At 37.1% G+C, this 20,854-nt stretch carries 18 protein-coding genes and 2 other annotated features; all 18 genes read right to left on the bottom strand.

The genetic code is table 11. The features are described from left to right. Positions 1-26: 26 nt before the first annotated feature. Positions 27-1,586 carry a ribonuclease Y gene (gene rny, locus AB3219_RS07225; protein ID WP_216753438.1) on the bottom strand — a complete coding sequence of 520 codons (1,560 nt, stop codon included), beginning with the start codon at positions 1,584-1,586 and terminating at the stop codon, positions 27-29. A gap of 213 nt (positions 1,587-1,799) precedes the next feature. Further along, a complete protein-coding gene (gene recA, locus AB3219_RS07220) occupies positions 1,800-2,861 on the bottom strand; it encodes a recombinase RecA (RefSeq protein ID WP_216753437.1) in 1,062 nt (353 codons plus the stop codon). An 89-nt stretch (positions 2,862-2,950) separates the two neighbouring features. Next, the gene (locus AB3219_RS07215) at positions 2,951-4,177 is read right to left on the bottom strand and encodes a competence/damage-inducible protein A (protein WP_216753436.1); all 1,227 of its coding nucleotides are present in this window, start codon (positions 4,175-4,177) and stop codon (positions 2,951-2,953) included. 93 nt (positions 4,178-4,270) lie between these two features. Beyond that, complete coding sequence (gene pgsA / locus AB3219_RS07210; RefSeq protein ID WP_057807063.1) at positions 4,271-4,855, bottom strand: CDP-diacylglycerol--glycerol-3-phosphate 3-phosphatidyltransferase; 585 nt, start codon at positions 4,853-4,855, stop codon at positions 4,271-4,273. Positions 4,856-4,870: 15 nt separating this feature from the next. Then, positions 4,871-5,749, bottom strand: coding sequence for a helix-turn-helix domain-containing protein (locus AB3219_RS07205; RefSeq protein WP_216753435.1), 879 nt, complete (start codon positions 5,747-5,749; stop codon positions 4,871-4,873). 70 nt (positions 5,750-5,819) lie between these two features. Continuing rightward, positions 5,820-6,545 carry an elongation factor P 5-aminopentanone reductase gene (locus tag AB3219_RS07200; RefSeq protein WP_216753434.1) on the bottom strand — a complete coding sequence of 242 codons (726 nt, stop codon included), beginning with the start codon at positions 6,543-6,545 and terminating at the stop codon, positions 5,820-5,822. Continuing rightward, positions 6,542-7,849 carry an EF-P 5-aminopentanol modification-associated protein YfmH gene (locus AB3219_RS07195; RefSeq protein WP_216753433.1) on the bottom strand — a complete coding sequence of 436 codons (1,308 nt, stop codon included), beginning with the start codon at positions 7,847-7,849 and terminating at the stop codon, positions 6,542-6,544. The genes AB3219_RS07200 and AB3219_RS07195 overlap by 4 nt, the downstream gene beginning before the upstream one ends. Then, the gene (locus tag AB3219_RS07190) at positions 7,842-9,113 is read right to left on the bottom strand and encodes an EF-P 5-aminopentanol modification-associated protein YfmF (RefSeq protein WP_216753432.1); all 1,272 of its coding nucleotides are present in this window, start codon (positions 9,111-9,113) and stop codon (positions 7,842-7,844) included. Before AB3219_RS07190 ends, AB3219_RS07195 begins: the two co-directional genes overlap by 8 nt. 108 nt (positions 9,114-9,221) lie before the next feature. Beyond that, the gene (locus AB3219_RS07185; protein WP_216753430.1) at positions 9,222-10,073 is read right to left on the bottom strand and encodes an amino acid ABC transporter substrate-binding protein; all 852 of its coding nucleotides are present in this window, start codon (positions 10,071-10,073) and stop codon (positions 9,222-9,224) included. Between the two features lie 18 nt (positions 10,074-10,091). Continuing rightward, positions 10,092-10,727 (bottom strand): amino acid ABC transporter ATP-binding protein, encoded by a 636-nt coding sequence (locus tag AB3219_RS07180; RefSeq protein ID WP_216753428.1) that lies wholly within the window; start codon positions 10,725-10,727, stop codon positions 10,092-10,094. A 12-nt stretch (positions 10,728-10,739) separates the two neighbouring features. Continuing rightward, on the bottom strand, positions 10,740-11,381 hold the full coding sequence (locus tag AB3219_RS07175; protein ID WP_216753458.1) for an amino acid ABC transporter permease: 642 nt from the start codon (positions 11,379-11,381) through the stop codon (positions 10,740-10,742). Between the two features lie 186 nt (positions 11,382-11,567). Continuing rightward, positions 11,568-11,796 (bottom strand) — a binding site (T-box leader). A 46-nt stretch (positions 11,797-11,842) separates the two neighbouring features. After that, entirely contained in the window at positions 11,843-12,388 is a 546-nt protein-coding gene (gene mreD / locus AB3219_RS07170) for a rod shape-determining protein MreD (protein ID WP_057807049.1), read from the bottom strand. Positions 12,389-12,409: 21 nt separating this feature from the next. Then, on the bottom strand, positions 12,410-13,255 hold the full coding sequence (mreC, locus tag AB3219_RS07165; RefSeq protein WP_216753426.1) for a rod shape-determining protein MreC: 846 nt from the start codon (positions 13,253-13,255) through the stop codon (positions 12,410-12,412). Positions 13,256-13,997: 742 nt separating this feature from the next. Continuing rightward, complete coding sequence (gene radC / locus AB3219_RS07160) at positions 13,998-14,669, bottom strand: DNA repair protein RadC (protein ID WP_057807821.1); 672 nt, start codon at positions 14,667-14,669, stop codon at positions 13,998-14,000. A gap of 41 nt (positions 14,670-14,710) precedes the next feature. Next, complete coding sequence (locus AB3219_RS07155; protein WP_253953492.1) at positions 14,711-16,030, bottom strand: folylpolyglutamate synthase/dihydrofolate synthase family protein; 1,320 nt, start codon at positions 16,028-16,030, stop codon at positions 14,711-14,713. A gap of 71 nt (positions 16,031-16,101) precedes the next feature. Further along, positions 16,102-18,765, bottom strand: a complete 2,664-nt coding sequence (locus AB3219_RS07150; RefSeq protein WP_216753424.1) for a valine--tRNA ligase — start codon at positions 18,763-18,765, stop codon at positions 16,102-16,104. A 40-nt stretch (positions 18,766-18,805) separates the two neighbouring features. Next, positions 18,806-19,009, bottom strand: a binding site (T-box leader). A 25-nt stretch (positions 19,010-19,034) separates the two neighbouring features. Then, positions 19,035-19,541 (bottom strand): peroxiredoxin, encoded by a 507-nt coding sequence (locus AB3219_RS07145; protein WP_057807815.1) that lies wholly within the window; start codon positions 19,539-19,541, stop codon positions 19,035-19,037. Between the two features lie 93 nt (positions 19,542-19,634). Beyond that, positions 19,635-20,852 (bottom strand): tRNA uracil 4-sulfurtransferase ThiI, encoded by a 1,218-nt coding sequence (thiI, locus tag AB3219_RS07140; RefSeq protein WP_057807813.1) that lies wholly within the window; start codon positions 20,850-20,852, stop codon positions 19,635-19,637. Positions 20,853-20,854 lie beyond the last annotated feature (2 nt).

The raw sequence follows: 20,854 nt of genomic DNA, 5'->3' as shown, positions 1-20,854 counted from the left end.
CATTCCAAACTTTCTTAAAATTAAATTTACTTTGCATAATTTACCGCTCGAACTTCTCGAATGACGGTAACTTTTACTTTGCCTGAATATTCTAATTGCTTTTCAATTGCACTTCGAATATCGTGCGTTAAAGTTGTCGCCTGTAAGTCTGAAACCTTGGTTGGTTTTACAATAACACGGATTTCTTGACCCGCCTGAATGGCGTAACTCTTCTTGACACCCTTAAAACCATTAGCCAAGTTTTCTAACTTTTCAAGTCTGTGAATATAATTCTCAAGTGAATCACTTCGTGCACCTGGTCTAGCAGCTGAAATTGAATCAGCAGCCGCAACCAACACTGAAGTAACGTACTCGGCGCCCACGTCACCATGATGTGACGCAATCGCATTAATAACTACTGGGCTCTCTTTGTATTTCTTTGCAAATTCAACACCGATCGCCACATGAGAACCTTCGACCTCATGATCAACCGCTTTACCAATATCGTGTAATAATCCTGCGCGTTTAGCTAACGTAACATCCTCACCTAATTCGGCTGCTAAAATACCAGTTAATTTGGCAACCTCAACGGAATGATCCAATACATTTTGTCCATAACTTGTGCGGAACTTCAATCTACCAACTAACTTAATTAATTCAGGATTCATAGAATGAATACCCAGATCAAAAATAGTTTGCTCTCCAACTTCACGGATTTTATCATCCATGTCTTTGCGAGCTTTTTCAACCATTTCTTCAATTCGTGCTGGGTGAATTCGACCATCCTGGATCAAACGTTCCAAAGCCATTTTGGCAATTTCGCGCCGAATGGGATCAAAACCACTTAAAACGACTGCTTCTGGTGTATCATCAATGATTAAATCAATACCAGTCAGTGTTTCTAAGGTTCGAATGTTTCGACCTTCACGACCGATAATTCGGCCTTTCATGTCATCACTCGGTAAGTTCACAACAGTGACCGTTGACTCCGTAGCAACATCTGCAGCGCTTCGTTCAATGGCCTGTGCGATTAAGTCTTTAGCAACTTTATTAGCATCAGTTTGTGCCTTTTCTTCGCTTTCACGAATCATTTTTGCACGTTCATCTGCTAATCCGTCCCGTACTTCATTTAAGATCAAAGTTTGTGCATCTTCTTGTGACATGGCTGCCACACGTTCTAATTCTTCCGTTCGTTTTGAAACTAATGAGGATGCTTCTTGTTGTTGTTCGTCAATTCGCTTTTGTTCAGAACTTAATTTTTCTTCTTTACGTTCTAAACTATCTTCGCGCTTTTCGAAAGCATTATCTTTGTGATCCAAAGCCTCTTCTCTTTGTAGCAAACGTTCTTCTTGCTTTTGGGCTTCAGCTCTTCTTTGCTTCAGTTCGTTTTCTGCTTGAGTTCGGTAACGGTGACTTTCGTCTTTAGCTTCCAAAAGAGCTTCTCTTTTTTCGGTTTCCGCTTGCTTCTTAGCATTTTCTAAAATACCACTAGCTGTATCTTTAGCATCACGTACATTCTTCTCTTGGATAAGTTTATGCGCATAATAGCCAACGACATAGCCAACAACAATAGCGATGATTGCGAGGATTATATTGAAAACAGGCATGTTTCCACCTCCGAATCATCAATAGTTGGTTAATTCCTAACCGATTTTTATGATGTTATTTTGATTATTCACACAATACTTAGTTTAGCATTCTCAATACTGTTTAATCAAGCTATCTCAAAATTTATATTTATTTGTGCAAGTCGATTTGATTTAATTTAACTAATTTTTAATTAAAAAACAACCTCACACAAAGTTAGGTTGTTTTCATCGTTATTTTTTATTGGAAACTTTTAAATCTAATTCAGAAGGATCTTTTTCTTCCTTAGGCGCATCTACTTCGGCGTCCATATTGTAGGCAGAACGAACCTTATCGTAAATTTCTTTACGTTTTTCAGGATTATCCTCCAAATACTGTTTAGCATTTTCACGGCCTTGTCCAATTCGTTCATCACCATAAGAATACCAAGAACCGCTCTTGTTCACAATATCCTTTTCAACAGCCATATCAATAATTTCACCAGTCTGTGAAATACCATGACCATACATGATATCAACTTCAGCACGCTTGAATGGCGGTGCAACCTTGTTCTTGACAACTTTAATTCGAACGCGGTTACCAATAATATCAGTGCCATCTTTAATTTGTTCAGCACGACGAACTTCTAGTCGAATGGTTGCATAGAACTTTAATGCTCGCCCACCTGGAGTTGTTTCAGGATTACCAAACATAACACCAACTTTTTCACGAATCTGATTAATAAAAATTGCGATCGTCTTAGTTTTGTTAATTGATCCAGAAAGCTTACGTAGTGCTTGCGACATCAAACGAGCTTGTAAACCAACGTGAGCATCACCCATTTCACCTTCAATTTCAGCTCGAGGAACTAAAGCGGCAACGGAATCAACGACCACTAAATCAACGGCACCGCTAGAAACCAAAGCATCGGTGATTTCAAGGCCTTCTTCACCAGTATCTGGTTGTGAAAGTAACAAATCATCAATATTAACACCCAAATGCTCCGCGTAAACAGGATCCAGGGCATTTTCTGCATCAATATAAGCTGCAGTTCCGCCTTCCTTTTGAACTTGTGCAACAGCGTGCAAGGCAACGGTCGTTTTACCAGAACTTTCAGGACCATAAACTTCAACAATTCGTCCACGAGGATAACCCCCAACACCCAAAGCATCATCTAGTGCTAGTGATCCAGTCGAGATTGTTGAAATTTGAGTTTGGGCAGCATCACCCATCCGCATAATTGAGCCTTTTCCAAAGTTTTTTTCAATCTTTTTAAGCGCAGCATTTAAAGCTGCTTTTCGTTGTTCATCAGCCAAATTGTTTCCTCCTTAACGGGAATATCTAACAGTCATAATGATACTGATTATTTTCTTAAAAAGCAAGTAAAAACGAACAAAAGTTCGCTTTATTTTAAAATGTCGTTTAGTTGTTGTAAGGCATTCAAAACAATTCGTTGTTTAGTGGCTGGTCTAATGGTTGAAAAATTATATTTTTTCGCCGAAATATTCTCATTTTTATCACTAATGGCAATCCAGACGCTGCCAACTTGTTCACCACTTGAAACTTTTTCGGTACTTGCATGTGAAATGACCATACTAAGATCACTTTTGGTTTTCTTTTTTAAACAACTTACCATTTTTTCAACTGAACTCTTTGAAGCACTAACATTGAATTCACTAATAAGAGACTGTTTTTTCTCTGTATTGGTTGCCAAAATGAAACCACCATCAAAGACATTTTTTTCATCACTAAACTCATCCAATGCGGTTGAAAAGCGACCAGCAGTATATCCCTCAACAACTGCAATCGTTAGCTGCTGTTTAATTAGATGTGTAGCTACTACTTGTGCTAAAGAATTATGTTCGCCATAACCATAGAAAAACTTACCAACTAATGTTTGAATACGATTTTCACAGTCATCAAGTGCATTTTGAGCAGCGGCATCCGTTTGTGCCCATGCAGTTAAACGCAAGGTAACTTCGTTTTGTTTCGCATAAGGTGCAATTGTAGGATTGCTTTGCGTTGCAATTAAATCCGCAAGTTCTGTTGTCAACTGTGATTCACCAATTCCAAAAAAGCGTAACACACGCGAACGTAAGACATGGTCACCTAGATAAGTTTTCTTAAGCAATGGCAGTACTTGCTCCATCATCATTGGCTCCAGTTCACTTGGTGGACCAGGTAGCAATAAGAAATCAGGTCCCTGTATTTCTTGATCAAAGATACCCACGGCAAAACCGGTTCGATTACTAAGCGGTTTTGCACCTTTTAAATACATAGCTTGCAAGCGATTATTTTCAGTCATCGTACGCTGTGTTTCTGAAAAATATCGTTCAATTTTTGCCATGGCAGTATGGTCAATCACTAATTCTCGATGTAAAAAGCTTGCCACCGTTTGCTTGGTAAGATCATCTTCTGTTGGTCCTAGACCACCTGATAAAATAACTAAATCACTTCGTTTGGCAGCCAGTTTAATTGTATCTTCTAACCGTTCAGGATTATCGCCGACTGTTGATTGAAAATAAACATCAATACCAAGATTTGCTAATTCTCGCGCAATAAACGGTGTATTAGTATCTGTAATTTCACCAAGTAAGATTTCTGTACCTACTGCAATTAATTCTGCTTTCAAAATTTACCTCCTGTTTTTAAATACGCCTTTTTAATAACAACTTTTTAAAAAATTAAAAAAGAGCCTGGTTTTTTAAACCAAACCCACTTCATTTTACTTAAAACCATCTGCAAAAACATTGCGGTTCTGCACAAAATAATCAATGCCTGAATAAATTGTGAAGAACAAACAGATATATAACATAATGGTTGCCATTGGAATATGAATTGCGGCGAATAACACGTTATTCAATATCAACAAAATAATGGCCACCATTTGTGATGTCGTTTTAATCTTGCCAGGCATCGCTGCTGCCATAACTTGACCATTATTTTCCACAATTAGTAAACGTAAACCCGTAATTGCAAGTTCACGACAAACAATAATTGCAATGACCCAAGCTGGTGCTTTTCCCAGTGAAACTAAAATAATAAATGCTGACATAACTAACATTTTATCCGCAAGCGGATCAGCAAATTTACCAAAATTAGTAACTAAATGATTATGGCGCGCAATCTTTCCATCTGCCAAGTCAGTAAGTGAAGCCACCGCAAAAATAATTGCTGCTAAAACTCTGGTTACCGCAATCGAGGTACCAAACCAAGTCACAGTTCCCCATGTATAAGGGATAACCATAATAATAATAAAAATGGGAATTAAAATAATGCGAAACACCGTTAGTTTATTAGGTAAATTCAAGGATTCTCCTCCTAACTAGTTCTCAATAGTTAAAGTGATTGTTTTCGTCTGTGTAGTATCATTTTGGGGATTAAAATCAAAGTTCTTGCCATTGACAGTAATCGTTGTTTGTGGTGCGTTTCCCATTGTAATGGTGACCTTTGATACTGTTTTAGCAATCTTTTCAGTATGTGAGGTTCCCGTCTGCAATGTAGAAGACCAACTCTGTGTGCCATCACTTGAAACAGCAATCCATGCATTGCTTGTTCCCGCCTTAAATGTCAATGTAGATCCACTAGTTGGCGCATTTTTTAACGTATACGCTGTTGTTGAGCTGCCTACTTGACTAATTTTTTGTGTCTTATTTTTTGACGAAGAACTAGAAGTTTTTTCTGAACTAGATTGTTTTTTCTTTGAGCTGCTGGCATTATTAGTTACACTTACCCGACTACTACTTAAGTGCGGTTGATTTGCATTATTTGCATGGCTCATTCCCCAAATGGTTCCCAATACAGCAACCACAATCACAACCACAATAATTGTGGGAACATACGTCATATATTTCCCATATCGTCTAGAAAATTCGCTATCTTTTCTTACCTGAGTATGTTGTGTGGTTCTGGAAGGCAATGGTCCAGTTGCAAAGTTTTCAGTGCGCGTCTCTGCTTCCTTTGAAGCCTGCAGTCCACCCGCTAATAATTTATGCGAGTCGAGACCCACAACAGCGGCATACTGACTGACAAAAGACTTAACGTAGTAATCTCCTGGCAAGTCGTTCATCTGACCAGCTTCAATGGCCATCAAATATCTTTTTTGAATTTTTGTTTTTTCTTGAATATAATCGATCGTTAGTCCTTGATCTAATCGTGCCTCTTGGAGTCGTTTTCCAATCTCCTTGTTTTGTCTTTCACTCATCGCTTCTCACCCACTATTAAATTAGTCCGCTACTAGTATAGCATATTCAACACTGTTTTCCGGCACGTAATTATTTTAGCCAACCACCATCAACATAAATAGTTTGTCCCGTCATGTAACCAGCCTGTTCATTTGTTAACTGAACTACCCAATATGCAATCTCATCCGGTTTAGCAAAACGGCCAACTGGAATATCTGCGGCAATTTTTTGATGCTCGTCAGTGGAAAAAATTCGATTCATTTGTGTATTCACTGCTCCAGGAGCAATCACATTAACTGTGATTCCTAATGTACCAATTTCCTTAGCATATGCATTAACAAAGGCACTTTGAGCCCCCTTTATTGTACTGTAATCAACCTCCATTGCACTACCAACCGCCCCATAAACGGAGCCAATAAAGATAATTCGACCAGCCTTTGAACGTGCCAATTTAGGTTGTAAGGCTTTTATCATTTCAATGGGTACTACAACTTGCATCATCCACATTTTTTGAAGTTCATCGAAAGATGTTTCAGTTAATAAATGATAATCAGTTGTTCCTTGTGCAAAAATAAGCGCGTCTACTGCAAAAATAGACTGCAAAAAAGTAGCTAAGTTTTCTCTTTTTTGCATATCAAACGACACACTCAAGAATTCTTGATGTGGATATAATTTAGTGAACTTCTTAACTAGTTGAGTGACTGCTAATTCATTTTGATTATAGTGCAGGTATAACGACCATCCCTGTGCCGCCAGTTGCTTAGCAATGCTATTTCCAATATCACCTGATGCTCCAAGAATTAGCGCATGCTTCATGCTTTTTGTCCTTTCATTGGTTGAATTTGAAATGTACTAAAGCCATCTAAATTAAATAATTTAGGTGCAAGCAAAGTCAAATCACCTAACGTCATATTTTCGTAAATTGCGGTTTGATCAAACACAGTCGTGTAACCAAATTGACGACCTTCATAACTATTTGCAATGGCTTCAATTGAATCCATTCTTTGTAGCAAACGTCCCAACATTTCTTTTTTAGCAAGTTCAAATTGAGATTCTAACTGTGGTAACAGTTGGTCCGCTTGTTGTAAAATGGTTCGAATAGCTTCGATAAATTCCGTCGGTTTATCCGTATCACCACTAAAACTTATATAATGAAAAGAGCGTTCCATATCAAACTCATATGAAAAAGTATCGTCAATAATTCCCTGATCATAAAGTTTAAGATATTGCTCAGATGATTCGCCAAACAATAAATAAAGTAGTAAATTTGCTTTCAATCGATAGGATAATCCAGCAACCCCAATCGGAACTACATCAAGTCCCTTCAGTCCAATAACACTTTTTGGTCGATTTACTGCCATTTCAACTATTTTTTGTTTAGTAATGTCTTCATTGCCTGTTTCGCGTGTTCCTAGTTTAACTTTTGGTTCTTCAAAAGTCATAAAACTCTTTTTGGCTTGATTTTCTTTAATCCAAGTCAAAGTTTCTTCTGGATCAATATTACCGACTACAAAAAGATCCATATTAGCCGGATGATAGAAAGTTTGATAAGCAGTGTATAAATCGTCAACTGTGATTTCAGCAATTGAAGCAACCGTTCCCGCAATGTCAAGATGCACCGGATGATGCGGGTACAGATTACCTAAGATACCCATGTAGAGTTTCCAATCAGGATCATCATCATACATTTGAATTTCCTGTCCAATGATTCCCTTTTCTTTTGCTACAGATTCTTTCGTAAAATAAGGTTCTTGAACAAAATTCAGTAAAATATCCAAGTTTTCATGAATGTTTTGAGTTGCCGAGAATAAATAACTAGTTTTGGTAAAACTGGTAAACGCATTAGAATCTGCCCCATATTTACCAAATAAATCAAACGCATCGTAACCTTTTTTATCAAACATCTTATGCTCCAGAAAATGAGCAATACCTGCCGGTTGGGTCACATAATCACTTTGTCCCAGTGGAATAAACGTTCGATCTATCGAACCAAAATTGGTTGAAAAGGTGCTATAAGTTTTATGAAATCCTTTTTTTGGTAGAATATTAACTCGCAGTCCGTTCGTTAAGGTTTCTGAATACAGTGTTTCATTAAATTGTTTATACACCCGCTTATGCATGTTCTTTTACCTCCGAACTCAAGAAATAACTTGTCGTCAAGTGAACCTGTTTAGCAACCGACATAATTTCAGAACGCGAAACTTTTTGAATAGCAGCTATCCACTCTTTTGTGCTTGTCTGACTGTCAACTAATCTGTTGGTTAAGGCTCGACTAGTGTATGAACGTTCGGCATCAAGTGAAGCAATATAGTTTGAAGTAAGACCCGTTTTTATTTGTGCTAAATGATCCTCAGAAAAGTCTCCCGCTTGAATATCCTTTAACTGTTGCGCCACAATTGCTAGTACTTGTTCCTTGTCAGCTGCATTAATACCCGTTTGAACAATCATCAACCCATTAAAAACATCCACATTACTTGTGGCATAATAAGCTAAACTTGCTTTCTCACGAACATTTAGGAACAACTTAGAAAGTGGTGAGCCACCAAAGAGTGCATTAAAAACAATACCGGCATAGTAAACAGAGTCGCGGAAATTGGTGGGAAACTGATAAGCTAAATCTAGTTTAGACTGTACAATTGACTGGACTTCTGTTTTTTGGCGTATTTGTTTTTCTGGATAACTTAATGAACTAATATCAGTGTTATCATCAAAACGTTCACTCAAAGGCCACTTCTGCACAATAGTCTGAATTTGAGTGGCATTCACATCCCCAACCACAAAAATTTCAACACGATCATGAGCTAAAACTTTTTTGTAATAATCAAATAAATCCTGATTAGTAATTTGAGCAATTTGGTCGGCTTCACCAAATGTCGGCGTACTCTGAATTTCATCTTTTCCAAAATACAACTGTTGTAGCTGCAAAGCCGCATACGACTGTTTATCATCTTTTAAAGCATTGATATATGCTACTAAATTAGTTTGTTGGCGCTGAAAAGTCTGCTCATGAAATAAACTATTTTTAATAAGTGGATGAAAAATCATTTCCGCTAAAAAATCTAGCCCATGATCTAATAAGCGGTCCGATTTTTCTAAAAAATGATCATTAGGCAATGAAAGCGAAAATGCCAGATCATGAACAGTTTGTTTACGCATGACACTGGTACCAAAACCAGCCCCGTATAGCCGTGACAATTCCTGTGAAACCAAAATTTGATTTTCATACTTTTGTGAACTTGTTTCTAAAATATTGGCCAACAGTGAACGATAACTGGTGGCTTTTTTTGTTGCATGTTCCAAAAAGTGAACTGAAACTTGTGTGTTTTTAAATTGTGATACCGGAATAACTGTCAAAGTAATTCCCGATTTAATCTGAATTTGCACGAAATAACCCCATTATTTAACGTATTTTGATAAATAAAAAATAATACCAATCCACATTAGAATAGCGTTTCTATCTTTTCAATGCAAATCAATATTATTTCAGAAAAATTAACTTTTTGGTTGTGCCACAACTTTAGCCGTATTTCCAAACCACTTTTCGTTAATTTTTTTCAAAGTTCCGTTTTTATATAGAACATATAGGCCATGATTAATTTTCTTTTGGAGCGTTTTATCACCCTTTCGCATTCCAACAGCAAACTGTTCCTTTGGAAAAGAACCCTGAAGTTCTCGATAAGATTCAGGATCACTCTCGTGTTTAATATAATATCCAGCATAGACGCTATCAATTAACAAACCTTGAATACGGTTCGCATTTAAGTCAATAAAAGCGTCATTGAAAGAATCATATAGAACTGGGGTCTTATCTTTAATTTTGTTTTTTAATAAATTAGGTTGATTATCCACATCTTGAGCCCCAGATGAACCGCTTTGAACACCTAATGTTTTACCGGCCATTTTTTCAAAACTAGTAATATTTTGAGACTTTTTGCTTACTAGTACCTGTTCATTTGCCAAGTACGTATGACTAAAAGTAACCACTTTTTTTCGTTCTGGTGTCACTGTAAAACCATTCCAAATTAAATCAATTGTTCGATTACGTAATTCTGTTGTGTTCATTGACCAATCAATACTTTGAAAATCAACCTTTATTCCATATAGCTTAAATACAGCTCGTGCAAGATCGATATCATAACCAGTTAATTCACCATTCTTTTTTCGAAATCCCATAGGAACAAAGCTATCATCCAACCCCACAACAACTTTGCCTCGTTTTTTGATTGTTTGCCAATAGTCAGTCGTGTTTGCCACTTTAGTTTCGCTTTCACAACCGCTCAAACTGGGAAGAATCAGTAAACACACCGCCAATGCAAGCCAAACTAGTTTCAACCTTTTTTTCATTGTTCATACCTCCCTGGCTTACTTAACCGGTACAACATGAAGTTGTTTGTCCGCAACATCATTAGCAAAATCCATATCATGGGTAACGACAATCTGTGTCATTCCATCTTGTTTTAGTCCTTTAATAATTCGACTTACTTCCCCGCGTAGCTCTGGATCAAGTGCGGAAGTCGGTTCATCATAACAAAGAATCTTGGGTTGCATAGCTAAAGCACGTGCAATGGCAACTCGTTGTTTTTGACCACCTGATAGTTGATAAGGATACAAGTTTTCTTTTCCATCCAACTGCAATCGACTTAAGCGTTTCAATGCACTTTGTTTGGCCTCAGTTGCGCTTTGTTTCAAAACCATTTGGGGTGCTAACGTCACGTTATCTAAAACCGTTAGATTAGGGAAAAGCTGATAATCCTGAAAAACAACCCCAATTACACTTTCACTACCAGTATCTTCATAGGGATTAAACTTTTTACCGTCCAAGTAAAATTCACCTGAGTCAAATGACTCTAAACCACTAATACAGCGAAGAAGGGTTGTTTTTCCAGCTCCTGAAGGCCCAACAATTGTTAAAATCTCACTATTTTCCACTTCAAATGAGAGATTATCAATAATTATCCGTTCATTAAACTTTTTAGTTAAATTATTTATTTTCAACATTGCTTTTACCTCCTAGCGCCAATAAGCATAGTGTTTTTCAACTCGTCGTAATACATAAGTACAAACCGCCGTTAATAATAGGTAAATCACACCAACTAAAAGCAGTGGAATCAAAGTAACATCCCTTGCAGAAGCTACATTTCCGGCTCGTAACAAATCGCCAATTCCAATTACATAAACTAATGACGAATCCTTCACTAAATTAATAACTTCATTGCCAATTGAAGGCAATACAATTTTTGCAACCTGCGGAATCACAATTTTACGAATTGTTTGCCAATATGAAAGTCGTAGTACCTTTGCGGCCTCATACTGTCCCCGGTCAACTGACTGGAGGCCACCACGAAAGATTTCAGCAAAATATGCTGAATAATTCAAAATAAACGCAAACAGTGCGGCGTCATACCTTTGAAAAACGATTCCAACAATTGGTAATCCATAAAAAACAAATATCAATTGTAGTAGTAGTGGTGTGCCTCGCATTAACCAAACATAAAAATTCAAAAAATATTTGACCAATTTAATGTTAGATACTAAACCCAATCCAAAAATCATTCCTAACGGTAACGCACCAATCAACGTCCAGCAAAAGATCTTTAACGTCATTGTTGTACCGGCTAATAATGATGGCAAAATCTGTGATATATAATGCAATGACAACATGTTCATCCCTCCAATAATAAAAAAATCCTCTTGAATTAACAAATAATTCAAGAGGACGAGTAAGCGTGGTTCCACCCCTGTTCGTAATTGCTTCACAACAATTACCTCAGTGAGTTGTTCTTATAGTGCATAGCATAGAACCTTTTGACACAAAAAAACCTCTTGGGTAAAAACACCCAAGAGGACGCATCAACGTGGTTCCACCTCATGTTTCTGATAATCTCACAATTATCAGCTCAACAAGTTATAAAATACAACTCTATGAGATAACGATCACCCGTACTTCTCTAACTTTCTCAAGAAGTAAACTCGCAGATGTGTTTCAAACTAAGTACAGGCCTTAATCTCACCATTTAAAACTCTCTTAACTGATTCTTAGCTTTACTCTTCCGTTCATTGTTTTTAAATATTGTATTGAATATAGCTCACTTCGAAATGAACGTCAAGTGGTTTTAGTCAATACTTCTAAAATTAGCCCCTCGCGTATGGCGAAAAAGACTTTTGACTGGTAAATATAGAATAACAAAGAAACATAAATTTAGTGCTAGTGTTGGTGCCAAGTTATAAGCGATAAATGCCGAAGAAGTAATACTCGTATAATGAACCATCTCAAACACAATATAAAAAGCACTTTCATAAAGAATTAAAGCAAAGAAAAAAGTTAATAAAATTGATAAAAAGGTCGGTTTATAAAAAACTTTTATCCATTGCACAATGATCACAATAACTGGCAAAATAAACATATTAACACCAAATACACCCGTATAATACCAATCAAATACGAGACCAATGCCAGCTGCCCACGTTGCAATTGGTAATTTAGTTTCACCTTCAAAGAAAATAGCTAAAATCATCCATAAAAATGTTAAATTGCTTACCATCGAATATGGATAAGCAAATAAAGATCCAGAAAAAATCAGATTAATTGAACCATCTAAAAATAAAGCCAAGAAAAATCCAATTGGGAAAATATACTTTAATTTAGCACTTTGTAGCATAATATAATTCACCCCAATCGACTATTTCAGCTCTGCAACTGAGACAACATTAATACTGCTCATATCTGCAGCTGGTTTGATATAGACCTCAGTGGCCAAACCACTTGAATCCTCTTTCGTAGCCACAACTTTACCAACATATAATCCCTTTGGCGTCACACCACCAAGACCAGATGTGGTAACCAATGCATTCTTTTGTACTTTTGCCTTTGAAGTCACTTGTCCCATAACAATTTCATTATTGGCACGATCAAAACTTGTAACAATACCATTAATGGTATTGCCTGATTCATCTTGAACCTGAATTGCAAAACGATTTGCAGAATCACTACTATCACTGATCAATTCAACCTTACTGGTTGTATAACTAGCTTCAATAACTCTCCCAATGAGTCCCTGACCAGCGACAACAGATTCGTTTTTCTTGATTCCAGAAGCGGTTCCTTTATTAATTACCACAATATTTTGCCATGATGAAGGTGCCCGTGAAATAACAGTTGCCGTAACTAAGTTATAATCTGTCATGCTCTTCTTCAAACTAACTTGTCGTTTTAACTGTTTATTTTCTTGACTTAAGGCTTGATCCCGTGAGCGAACTGCTTCTAACTGATCAATTTTCCCCTTTAATCGTTCATTTTCTTGATACGTATTAATGATCGAATTTAAGGCCTGTGAAGTATTTCGAATCGCATTCATAGGATAAGCCACCACACGATCAACCACACCGACAGCATCGTTACCAACTTTTTGTAACATTGGTGTTGTCGACTTTTTACGACTTGTTACCGATAGGGTCACTAAACCAACCGCAATAATCACACAGATTACAGCGATCACTAACTTTCGATTCGAAAAAAACTTTTGCATGGTAGACCCTCCGGAAATTATTTATATCGCGATTATAATTATAATCGCTCAGACACAGTCTGTATTATACCACAGAAAAAATTGCCATTACATGCTTGTTTGCCTTCATTTACCGCACCTTAATATTTAATTATAACTAAAGGTTGAAAGCACAGAAATGTATCTAATTACCTGACACAAAAGTGTTCATGGTAACAAAATTAGATTTAAATGCCGTCTCCCAGCAAATTTGGGCTGGAACGTAGTGGGCACGACTTAGAGCCGAAAACCACGTCTCTAAGCTCGGCCTTTATCTAAGCGAAACCCGCTAAGATAAATGTCACTACTGAGCCCATTTGCTTCCAGACTAAGTCTAATCCTTGCGATCTACAATCGATATAAAAGTTATGATATCAGTGTTGTGAGCATTATTGAAGCATCAAACGTTCTTAGTCCGGAGGCGATTGGTCTCAGGGGTGAAATTATTCTTAGTAATTTATTACTTAGAATAAGGCCGAGTTTGAAGACAAGTGTACTTCTTGACTTCAAATCGTGCCCACGGTTACACATAAGGATTAGTTTTCGTTCCGAAAACTTTAATGTTTCATACGATGTCGATTCTTGTGGCAAAAATCAGCCGCAAGAACTCGCACCCCGTTCCAGACCAAGTGAGCCGCAGGACGGCAGTTAAACTATTTTTTGAAGCCTAAGTCGTTTAACAGCAGTTATTAAAGTGATTTTGATACTTCCAACCTTTAGTTAATTAAATTAGGTGTTGTTCCGCAAAACTATAATAAGCTTCAGTTCCTGTAATGATATGATCTAACAGCTCAATACCCATTAAAATACCACACTCTTTCAACCGTTTAGTAAATTGAATGTCTTGTTGTGAAGGACTTACATCCCCACTTGGATGATTATGAGTCACCATAATTTTATTGGCACTGACTCTCAGTGCTTCAAAGAATATTTCTCGTGGATGAACAGTAGCAGAATTTAACCCACCTTTAAAAATCATTTTTTGAAAAATAATTTTATTTTTTGTATTTAAACAAAGTAGCGTCAATCTTTCCTGACGATAGCTTTTTTGAATATGAATTAAATGCTCCCCAATTTGGCGACTGCCAAATATTTCACCGACAATTTTATGCGGTGCCAACTCTACTCGTCTTCCCAATTCTAAACACGCCAAAAACTGCCGATTCAAATGCGGATAGTCAGAAAAGATTTGTCTTTTTTCAGAATTATATAATAACGCAAATAAAGATATATCTGGAACTAACCGCCAAAAGTTTTCAATCATTTTTTTCTGATTAGCACTTGAAAGTTCTTCACTTAAAAAAATTTGCAATAATTCCTCATTAGTATACTGTGCCATTTCGTCAAATGGCCTGCGTGCCGTTTTGATTTGCTTAACTGGTGTCTTGTTTTTCATTAGATTCACTCCTCTAAAGAAAAACATACGCAGGACTTAAGTTATTCCACGAACAACTTACGCACATCTGAAATAAAATACAATGACCCTGTAATTAAAAGCAAGTCTTCACTAGACATCAATTGACTTGCTTTAGCAATCGCCAATTGCCAATTTTCTTCAGTTTGAATTGGATTAGCCGTCTTAGTGCTCGTTGTTAGCTCCGATAAATTGGCCGACTGTCTTTTTCCAGGACCCGCAAACGTTGTCGCAATAATATGCACATTAGTTAATTTTCCCAATGTTTGAATCATTTTATGATATTGTTTATCCTCCAATATCGCAAGCACAATATAAATATCAAATTGTTTAAAGTGGGTTTTCAGTAATTCACTAATTTCTTCCATAGCTGGTTCATTGTGAGCACCATCCAAAACCACAAGCGGTTGTTCACTTACTTTTTCGAAGCGACCTGCCCAAAACGCTTTTGCCAATCCGTTTTTGACATTTTTTTCAATAACCGGAACTTTTTGTAGATTCAAAAAGATTAGATAAGCTTGAAGTGCTGTACTAGCATTATTAATTTGATAATTACCTAGCATGGAAATTCTTAAATCTTTAAATTGAAAGTTTTCAGTTGAAAAATCAAACTTTTGCGTCCATAAATCTTGATAACGACGATTACTTACCTGATACGCAGAATCAAAACAGAAATAATGACTTTGCTTTTGTTTGGCGGTTTTAATAATAACATTTAAGGCTTCATCATCAACTTGACCAACAACTGTTGGCACATTTTGTTTAATGATTCCTGCCTTTTGGCTCGCAATCGCAGCCAAAGTATTCCCTAATAGTTTCATATGATCAAAGCCGATATTAACGATCACAGAAACACTTGGTAGCACGACGTTTGTAGAATCGTAAAGACCACCAATCCCAACTTCGACCAGTACAACATCTGCATGCCCTTCAGCAAAATAACTAAACATCATCGCCGTAATGATTTCAAACTCGGTTGGTCCTCCTTCAGGCAAGGTTTCATCCAACTCATCAATTATCGGTAACAGTTTTTGCACCAGTCTAAGAATTTCCGCATCCGAAATTGGTTTACCATCTACACTAATTCGTTCGTTAAAACGGGTTAAAAATGGTGACGTGAAGGTCCCGACTTTATATCCAGTTTCCTGTAGCATACTGCGCAAAAACGTCAGTGTTGATCCCTTACCATTTGTGCCAGCAATGTGAATTGCTTTAATTTTATCTTGCGGATTATCAAGTGCCGCCATGAATTTCCGCATGCGTGCTAATGTTGGGATTTTTTTAAATTTAGTTCGTCCGTGAATAAAAGCAACGGCTTCCTCATAAGTCTTAACTTCCGTCAAAATTTCATCCTCCTCAAATTGAAAAAAAGACTAAACAAACGAATCGTTTAATTTAGTCCCTTCTCATAAAATTATTGTGCATCTTTTATTGATTCAAGTCTTTGTTTTGTTGCAGTTAATTTAGTTTCATAATCTGCTTGCTTTTGTCGTTCGCTTTCAACAACTGCCGCAGGGGCATTAGCCACAAACCGTTCGTTACCTAATTTTTTAATTGAACGATTAACTTCACTTGTATACTTATCAACTTTTTTTTGAAGCCGGTTAGCTTCATCCTTAAGATCAACTAGTTCTGCTAAGGGAATGTATACTTCAGCATCAGTTATTACCGCTGACATGGCTAACTTAGGTATTGCAATGTTTGCTCCCACTTCAAATTTAGCCGGATGACAAAAACGATCGATATAATCTTGATTAGTTTCAAACAATGCTTTTAGTTCTGCATTATCTGTTTTAATAAGTAAGTCTACCGAACTGGACATTGGTGCATTTGCATCCGCACGAATATTACGAACAGCCTTAATTAAGTCAATTAAGTGTGTCATTTCATTTTCAGCTTGTTTGTCAGCCAAATTTTCGTGCTCTACAGGATAAGCAGCCGTAACAATCGAAGTTCCTTCATGAGGCATCGCTTGCCAAAGCTCTTCAGTAACAAATGGCATAATTGGCTGAAGCAAACGTAAGGTTTGATCCAAAACATAGGCTAAAATATTGCGGGTATTTGCTTTAGCCTGTTCATCATTACCAGTCAAAATTTCCTTACTCATTTCAATATACCAATCACAAAAATCATCCCAAATGAAGGTATAAAGTGCTCGACCAGCCTCACCAAAATCATAAGTATCAAAGAAATGTGTGACCTGGTGAACCGTTTCATTTAAACGACTCAAAATCCATTTATCAGTTAAGTTCCACTCACTTTTGTCTGGTAAAACGGGTTCTGTCATTTCGCCAAGATTCATAATTACGTAACGACTGGCATTCCAAATTTTATTAATAAAATTCCACGCAGCGTCCATTTTAGTATAACTAAAGCGAATATCCTGACCAGCAGTTGATCCCTGTGATAAGAACCACCGTAATGCATCGGCACCGTACTTATCGATAACATCCATTGGATCAATACCATTTCCCAAGGACTTGCTCATTTTACGGCCCTGCTCATCACGAATTAAGCCATGCAATAACACATCTTTAAACGGTGGCTTGCCAGTAAATTCAAGACTTTGAAAAATCATTCGTGAAACCCAGAAAAAGATAATATCATAGCCAGTTACCAAAGTGCTAGTTGGAAAATAGCGTTTAAAATCAGGTGCATCTTCATCGGGCCAACCCATTGTTGAAAATGGCCATAAAGCACTAGAGAACCATGTATCTAAAACGTCTGAATCTTGTTCCCAATTTTCAATATCCTTCGGAGCTGTTTCACCAACATATGTCTCACCTGTTTGTTTGTTGTACCAAGCAGGAATTTGATGTCCCCACCAAAGCTGACGCGAAATTACCCAGTCATGAGCGTTTTCCATCCATTGTGTAAAGGTATGTTCAAACCGTTCAGGAATAAAATTAACCTTTTGATCGGATTTCTGATTTTCAAGTGCTAATTGAGCAAGATCTTTCATTTTAACAAACCATTGGGTAGATAACCGCGCCTCTACTTGAACACCGGTTCTTTCTGAATGACCAACACTATGCACAATCGGATCAATCGAAATTAAATAATCCTGATCCTGTAAATCTTTAACCATTGCCTTGCGGGCTGCAAACCGATCCATGCCTTCATACTTGCCGGCATTTTCATTCATAGTGGCATCTTCATTCATGGTATTGATTCGTTCCAAGTTATGCCGATTACCCACATTGAAATCATTAGGATCATGAGCAGGTGTAATTTTTACCATTCCAGTCCCAAAATCAGGATCAACATACTGATCAGAAATGATCGGAATATGGCGGCCTTGTAATGGTAAAATGACCTCTTTACCTACTAATTCCTTATAACGCTCATCACTTGGATTGACCGCAACTGCTGTGTCTCCCATCATCGTTTCTGGTCGAGTAGTCGCAATTTCAATATAATGTTTGCCATTAAATGTATCTTCTGCATTTACAAATGGATATTTTACATGATAAAAAGCACCCTTATCATCTTTATGAATAACTTCAATATCTGAAAGTGCCGTTCTTGCTTGTGGATCCCAATTAATAATGTATTCTCCACGATAAATTAAACCTTTGTTATATAAAGTCACAAAAACTTTTTTAACCGCTTTTGAAAGCCCGTCATCAAGCGTAAACCGTTCTCTCGCATAATCCAATGATAAACCAAGTTTAGCCCACTGTTTGTGAATGACATCAGCATACTCATCTTTCCATTCCCAAACTTGTTTAACAAATTTCTCACGGCCTAAATCATAGCGACTAATCCCTTGTTCACGCAATTTAGCTTCAACTTTTGCTTGAGTTGCAATACCAGCATGGTCCATTCCAGGTAACCATAATGTGTCATAACCTTGCATTCGTTTTTGACGAATTAACATATCTTGAAGCGTTGTATCCCAAGCATGGCCTAAATGTAATTTTCCAGTTACATTTGGCGGTGGAATAACGATTGAATACGGTTTGGCTTTTTTATCGCCACTTGGTTTAAAAAGGCCCTGATCTAACCATTGCTGATAACGTCCCTGTTCAACTGCACGGGGATCATATTTTGTTGACATTTCTTTTTTTTCTGTCATCTATTTTTCCTTTCTATACAAAAAAAGCATACGCATCCTTCAAAAGGACGAATATGCTTCGCGGTACCACCTAATTTGGGCGTTTAGCCCCACTTACTTCTTTTTTAACGGAATTACAAATCTCCGGTTATTCTTACTATTGGTTCGGAATAACAGCTCACAAACTACCAAACATCTCATGAAAACTTTCAGCATCTGTTTTCTCTCTTTGTTAAGACGTTTCCCTTTTGTTCAAAGCCTGTATAAGCATTTTAGCCAACAATCAAAGATTAGTCAACTTCAGTTGCATATTTTTTAATGACATCAAGAGCCTCTAAATAGTTAGGTTCATCATGAATTTCTGGCACGATTTGACGATAGACAATCTTCCCTTCAGCATCGATAATAAAGATCGTTCGTGCCAAAAAACCATCGTTTGGAATATAAAGATTCATCTCATAACCTAATGATAATTCTTCGTCTGAAAGCACCTCAAGATTAGCAACACCCTCGGCTGCACACCAAGCTTTTTGTTCAGTAATGGTATTATTAGAAACGGTCACAAAACGAACGGATGGATAATGATCTGCTTGCTGATTAAACTTTTTAGTTTCGAGTTTGCAGACTCGTGTATTTAAATCCGGAACAGTACTAATTAAAGTCGGTTTTCCAATTAAATCTCTCGTCTTAATTTTTTGGTTCTCAGCATTAAACAATTTGAACTTTGGTAACTGTTCTCCTACTTCAGGAGGATTACCAACAAGGGAAACTTTTTCTCCGCCATTTAAAACATCCACATTCATCACTCCTCAAATTCAGTAACTTATCTATCAAAAGATTAAACTAAACATAACCCATTCTAAGCTAACAATCAATGAAAAAAAGATGATTTATAGTAATTCTGCAAAAACATCTTCATTTTTGTTCAAGAAATTTTGATCAGGTTTAATTTCGGAAATTTCAATACCATCGAGTGCTTCTTTCATTAAACCTTCAACATCAATTCGTTTTTCATAATAACGTGCCCGTTCTGTGTCAGGACGAGTTTTAGGAGATGGTGGTGCAAAAATTGTACAACAGTCTTCAAATGGTAAAATTGACAAATCATAAGTGCCAATTTGTTCAGCCTGTTTGATAATTTCGGTTTTATCTAAAGAAATTACTGGTCGTAAGATAGGCATGTTAGTCACATCATTAATTGCTTCCATACTCTCCATCGTTTGAGAAGCAACCTGCCCTAAGGACTCACCATTAAAAATCGCTTTACCGCCACGTTTCTTAGCAATGGCAACCGCAATTCTTAACATCATCCGTCGTTGGACCGTCATTAAGTAACCTTCAGGAACCTTTTCCTTAATTTCCTCTTGAATTTTAGTAAAGGGAACCTGAATAAATTGGAGACTACCACCAAACGCAGCTAATCTTGATGTTAATTCTTTAGCTTTTGCCAACGCCTGTTCACTCGTGTATGGCGGACTAAAGAAGTGAACCATTTCCATATCAACACCACGTTTCATACCAAGATAACTCGCAACTGGTGAATCAATCCCACCGGATAACATCATCATTCCTTTTCCTGCGGTACCAACTGGTAAACCACCGGCACCTTGAATCGTCTCGCTTGAGAGAAACACACCGTTGTTTCGGACCTCAACTCGAAGGATCAAGTCTGGATTACGCATTTTCACAACTGCCTTCGGAAAATTATCAAGGACAAATCCACCTAACTCTTCGTTAAGTTCATTTGTATCCATTTCAAAATGATGATCCGAACGACGCGTATTAATCTTAAACGTCATTCCCGGTTTTAATTGTTCCGTCATCATCTTCAAAACCCCTTGATGAATAGCATCTAATGTGCGATCAACTTTGAGGGATGGCGAAAAGTTTTGTATACCAAATACCTGCTTTAATCGTTCAATAACGGCATTTGAATCTTCACCATTTAAAGTCACATGGGTTCGATCTCTTTTTGGATGAACTTCAAGTTTTGGAAATGCATGAAGACTTTTACGGATATTTCCACCTAACCGATTAACAAAATCACGCTGGTTCTTTCCTTTTGTAGAAAGCTCACCATAGCGCACCATAATCTCTGTGTACTGCATAT

Source organism: Pediococcus ethanolidurans (assembly GCF_964062635.1).
Lineage (GTDB): Bacteria > Bacillota > Bacilli > Lactobacillales > Lactobacillaceae > Pediococcus > Pediococcus ethanolidurans.
Note: the sequence above shows the minus strand (reverse complement) of the source record. Positions and strands in the feature narration are given on the sequence as shown.

Bases quoted from the DNA above. Each gene is read 5' to 3' on its own strand.
- rny (WP_216753438.1), bottom strand. From the start codon at position 1,586: ATGCCTGTTTTCAATATAATCCTCGCAATCATCGCTATTGTTGTTGGC.
- AB3219_RS07205 (WP_216753435.1), bottom strand. From the start codon at position 5,749: ATGAGTGAAAGACAAAACAAGGAGATTGGAAAACGACTCCAAGAGGCA.
- AB3219_RS07200 (WP_216753434.1), bottom strand. From the start codon at position 6,545: ATGAAGCATGCGCTAATTCTTGGAGCATCAGGTGATATTGGAAATAGC.
- AB3219_RS07195 (WP_216753433.1), bottom strand. From the start codon at position 7,849: ATGCATAAGCGGGTGTATAAACAATTTAATGAAACACTGTATTCAGAA.
- AB3219_RS07185 (WP_216753430.1), bottom strand. From the start codon at position 10,073: ATGAAAAAAAGGTTGAAACTAGTTTGGCTTGCATTGGCGGTGTGTTTA.
- AB3219_RS07180 (WP_216753428.1), bottom strand. From the start codon at position 10,727: ATGTTGAAAATAAATAATTTAACTAAAAAGTTTAATGAACGGATAATT.
- mreD (WP_057807049.1), bottom strand. From the start codon at position 12,388: ATGCTACAAAGTGCTAAATTAAAGTATATTTTCCCAATTGGATTTTTC.
- mreC (WP_216753426.1), bottom strand. From the start codon at position 13,255: ATGCAAAAGTTTTTTTCGAATCGAAAGTTAGTGATCGCTGTAATCTGT.
- radC (WP_057807821.1), bottom strand. From the start codon at position 14,669: ATGAAAAACAAGACACCAGTTAAGCAAATCAAAACGGCACGCAGGCCA.
- AB3219_RS07150 (WP_216753424.1), bottom strand. From the start codon at position 18,765: ATGACAGAAAAAAAAGAAATGTCAACAAAATATGATCCCCGTGCAGTT.
- thiI (WP_057807813.1), bottom strand. From the start codon at position 20,852: ATGCAGTACACAGAGATTATGGTGCGCTATGGTGAGCTTTCTACAAAA.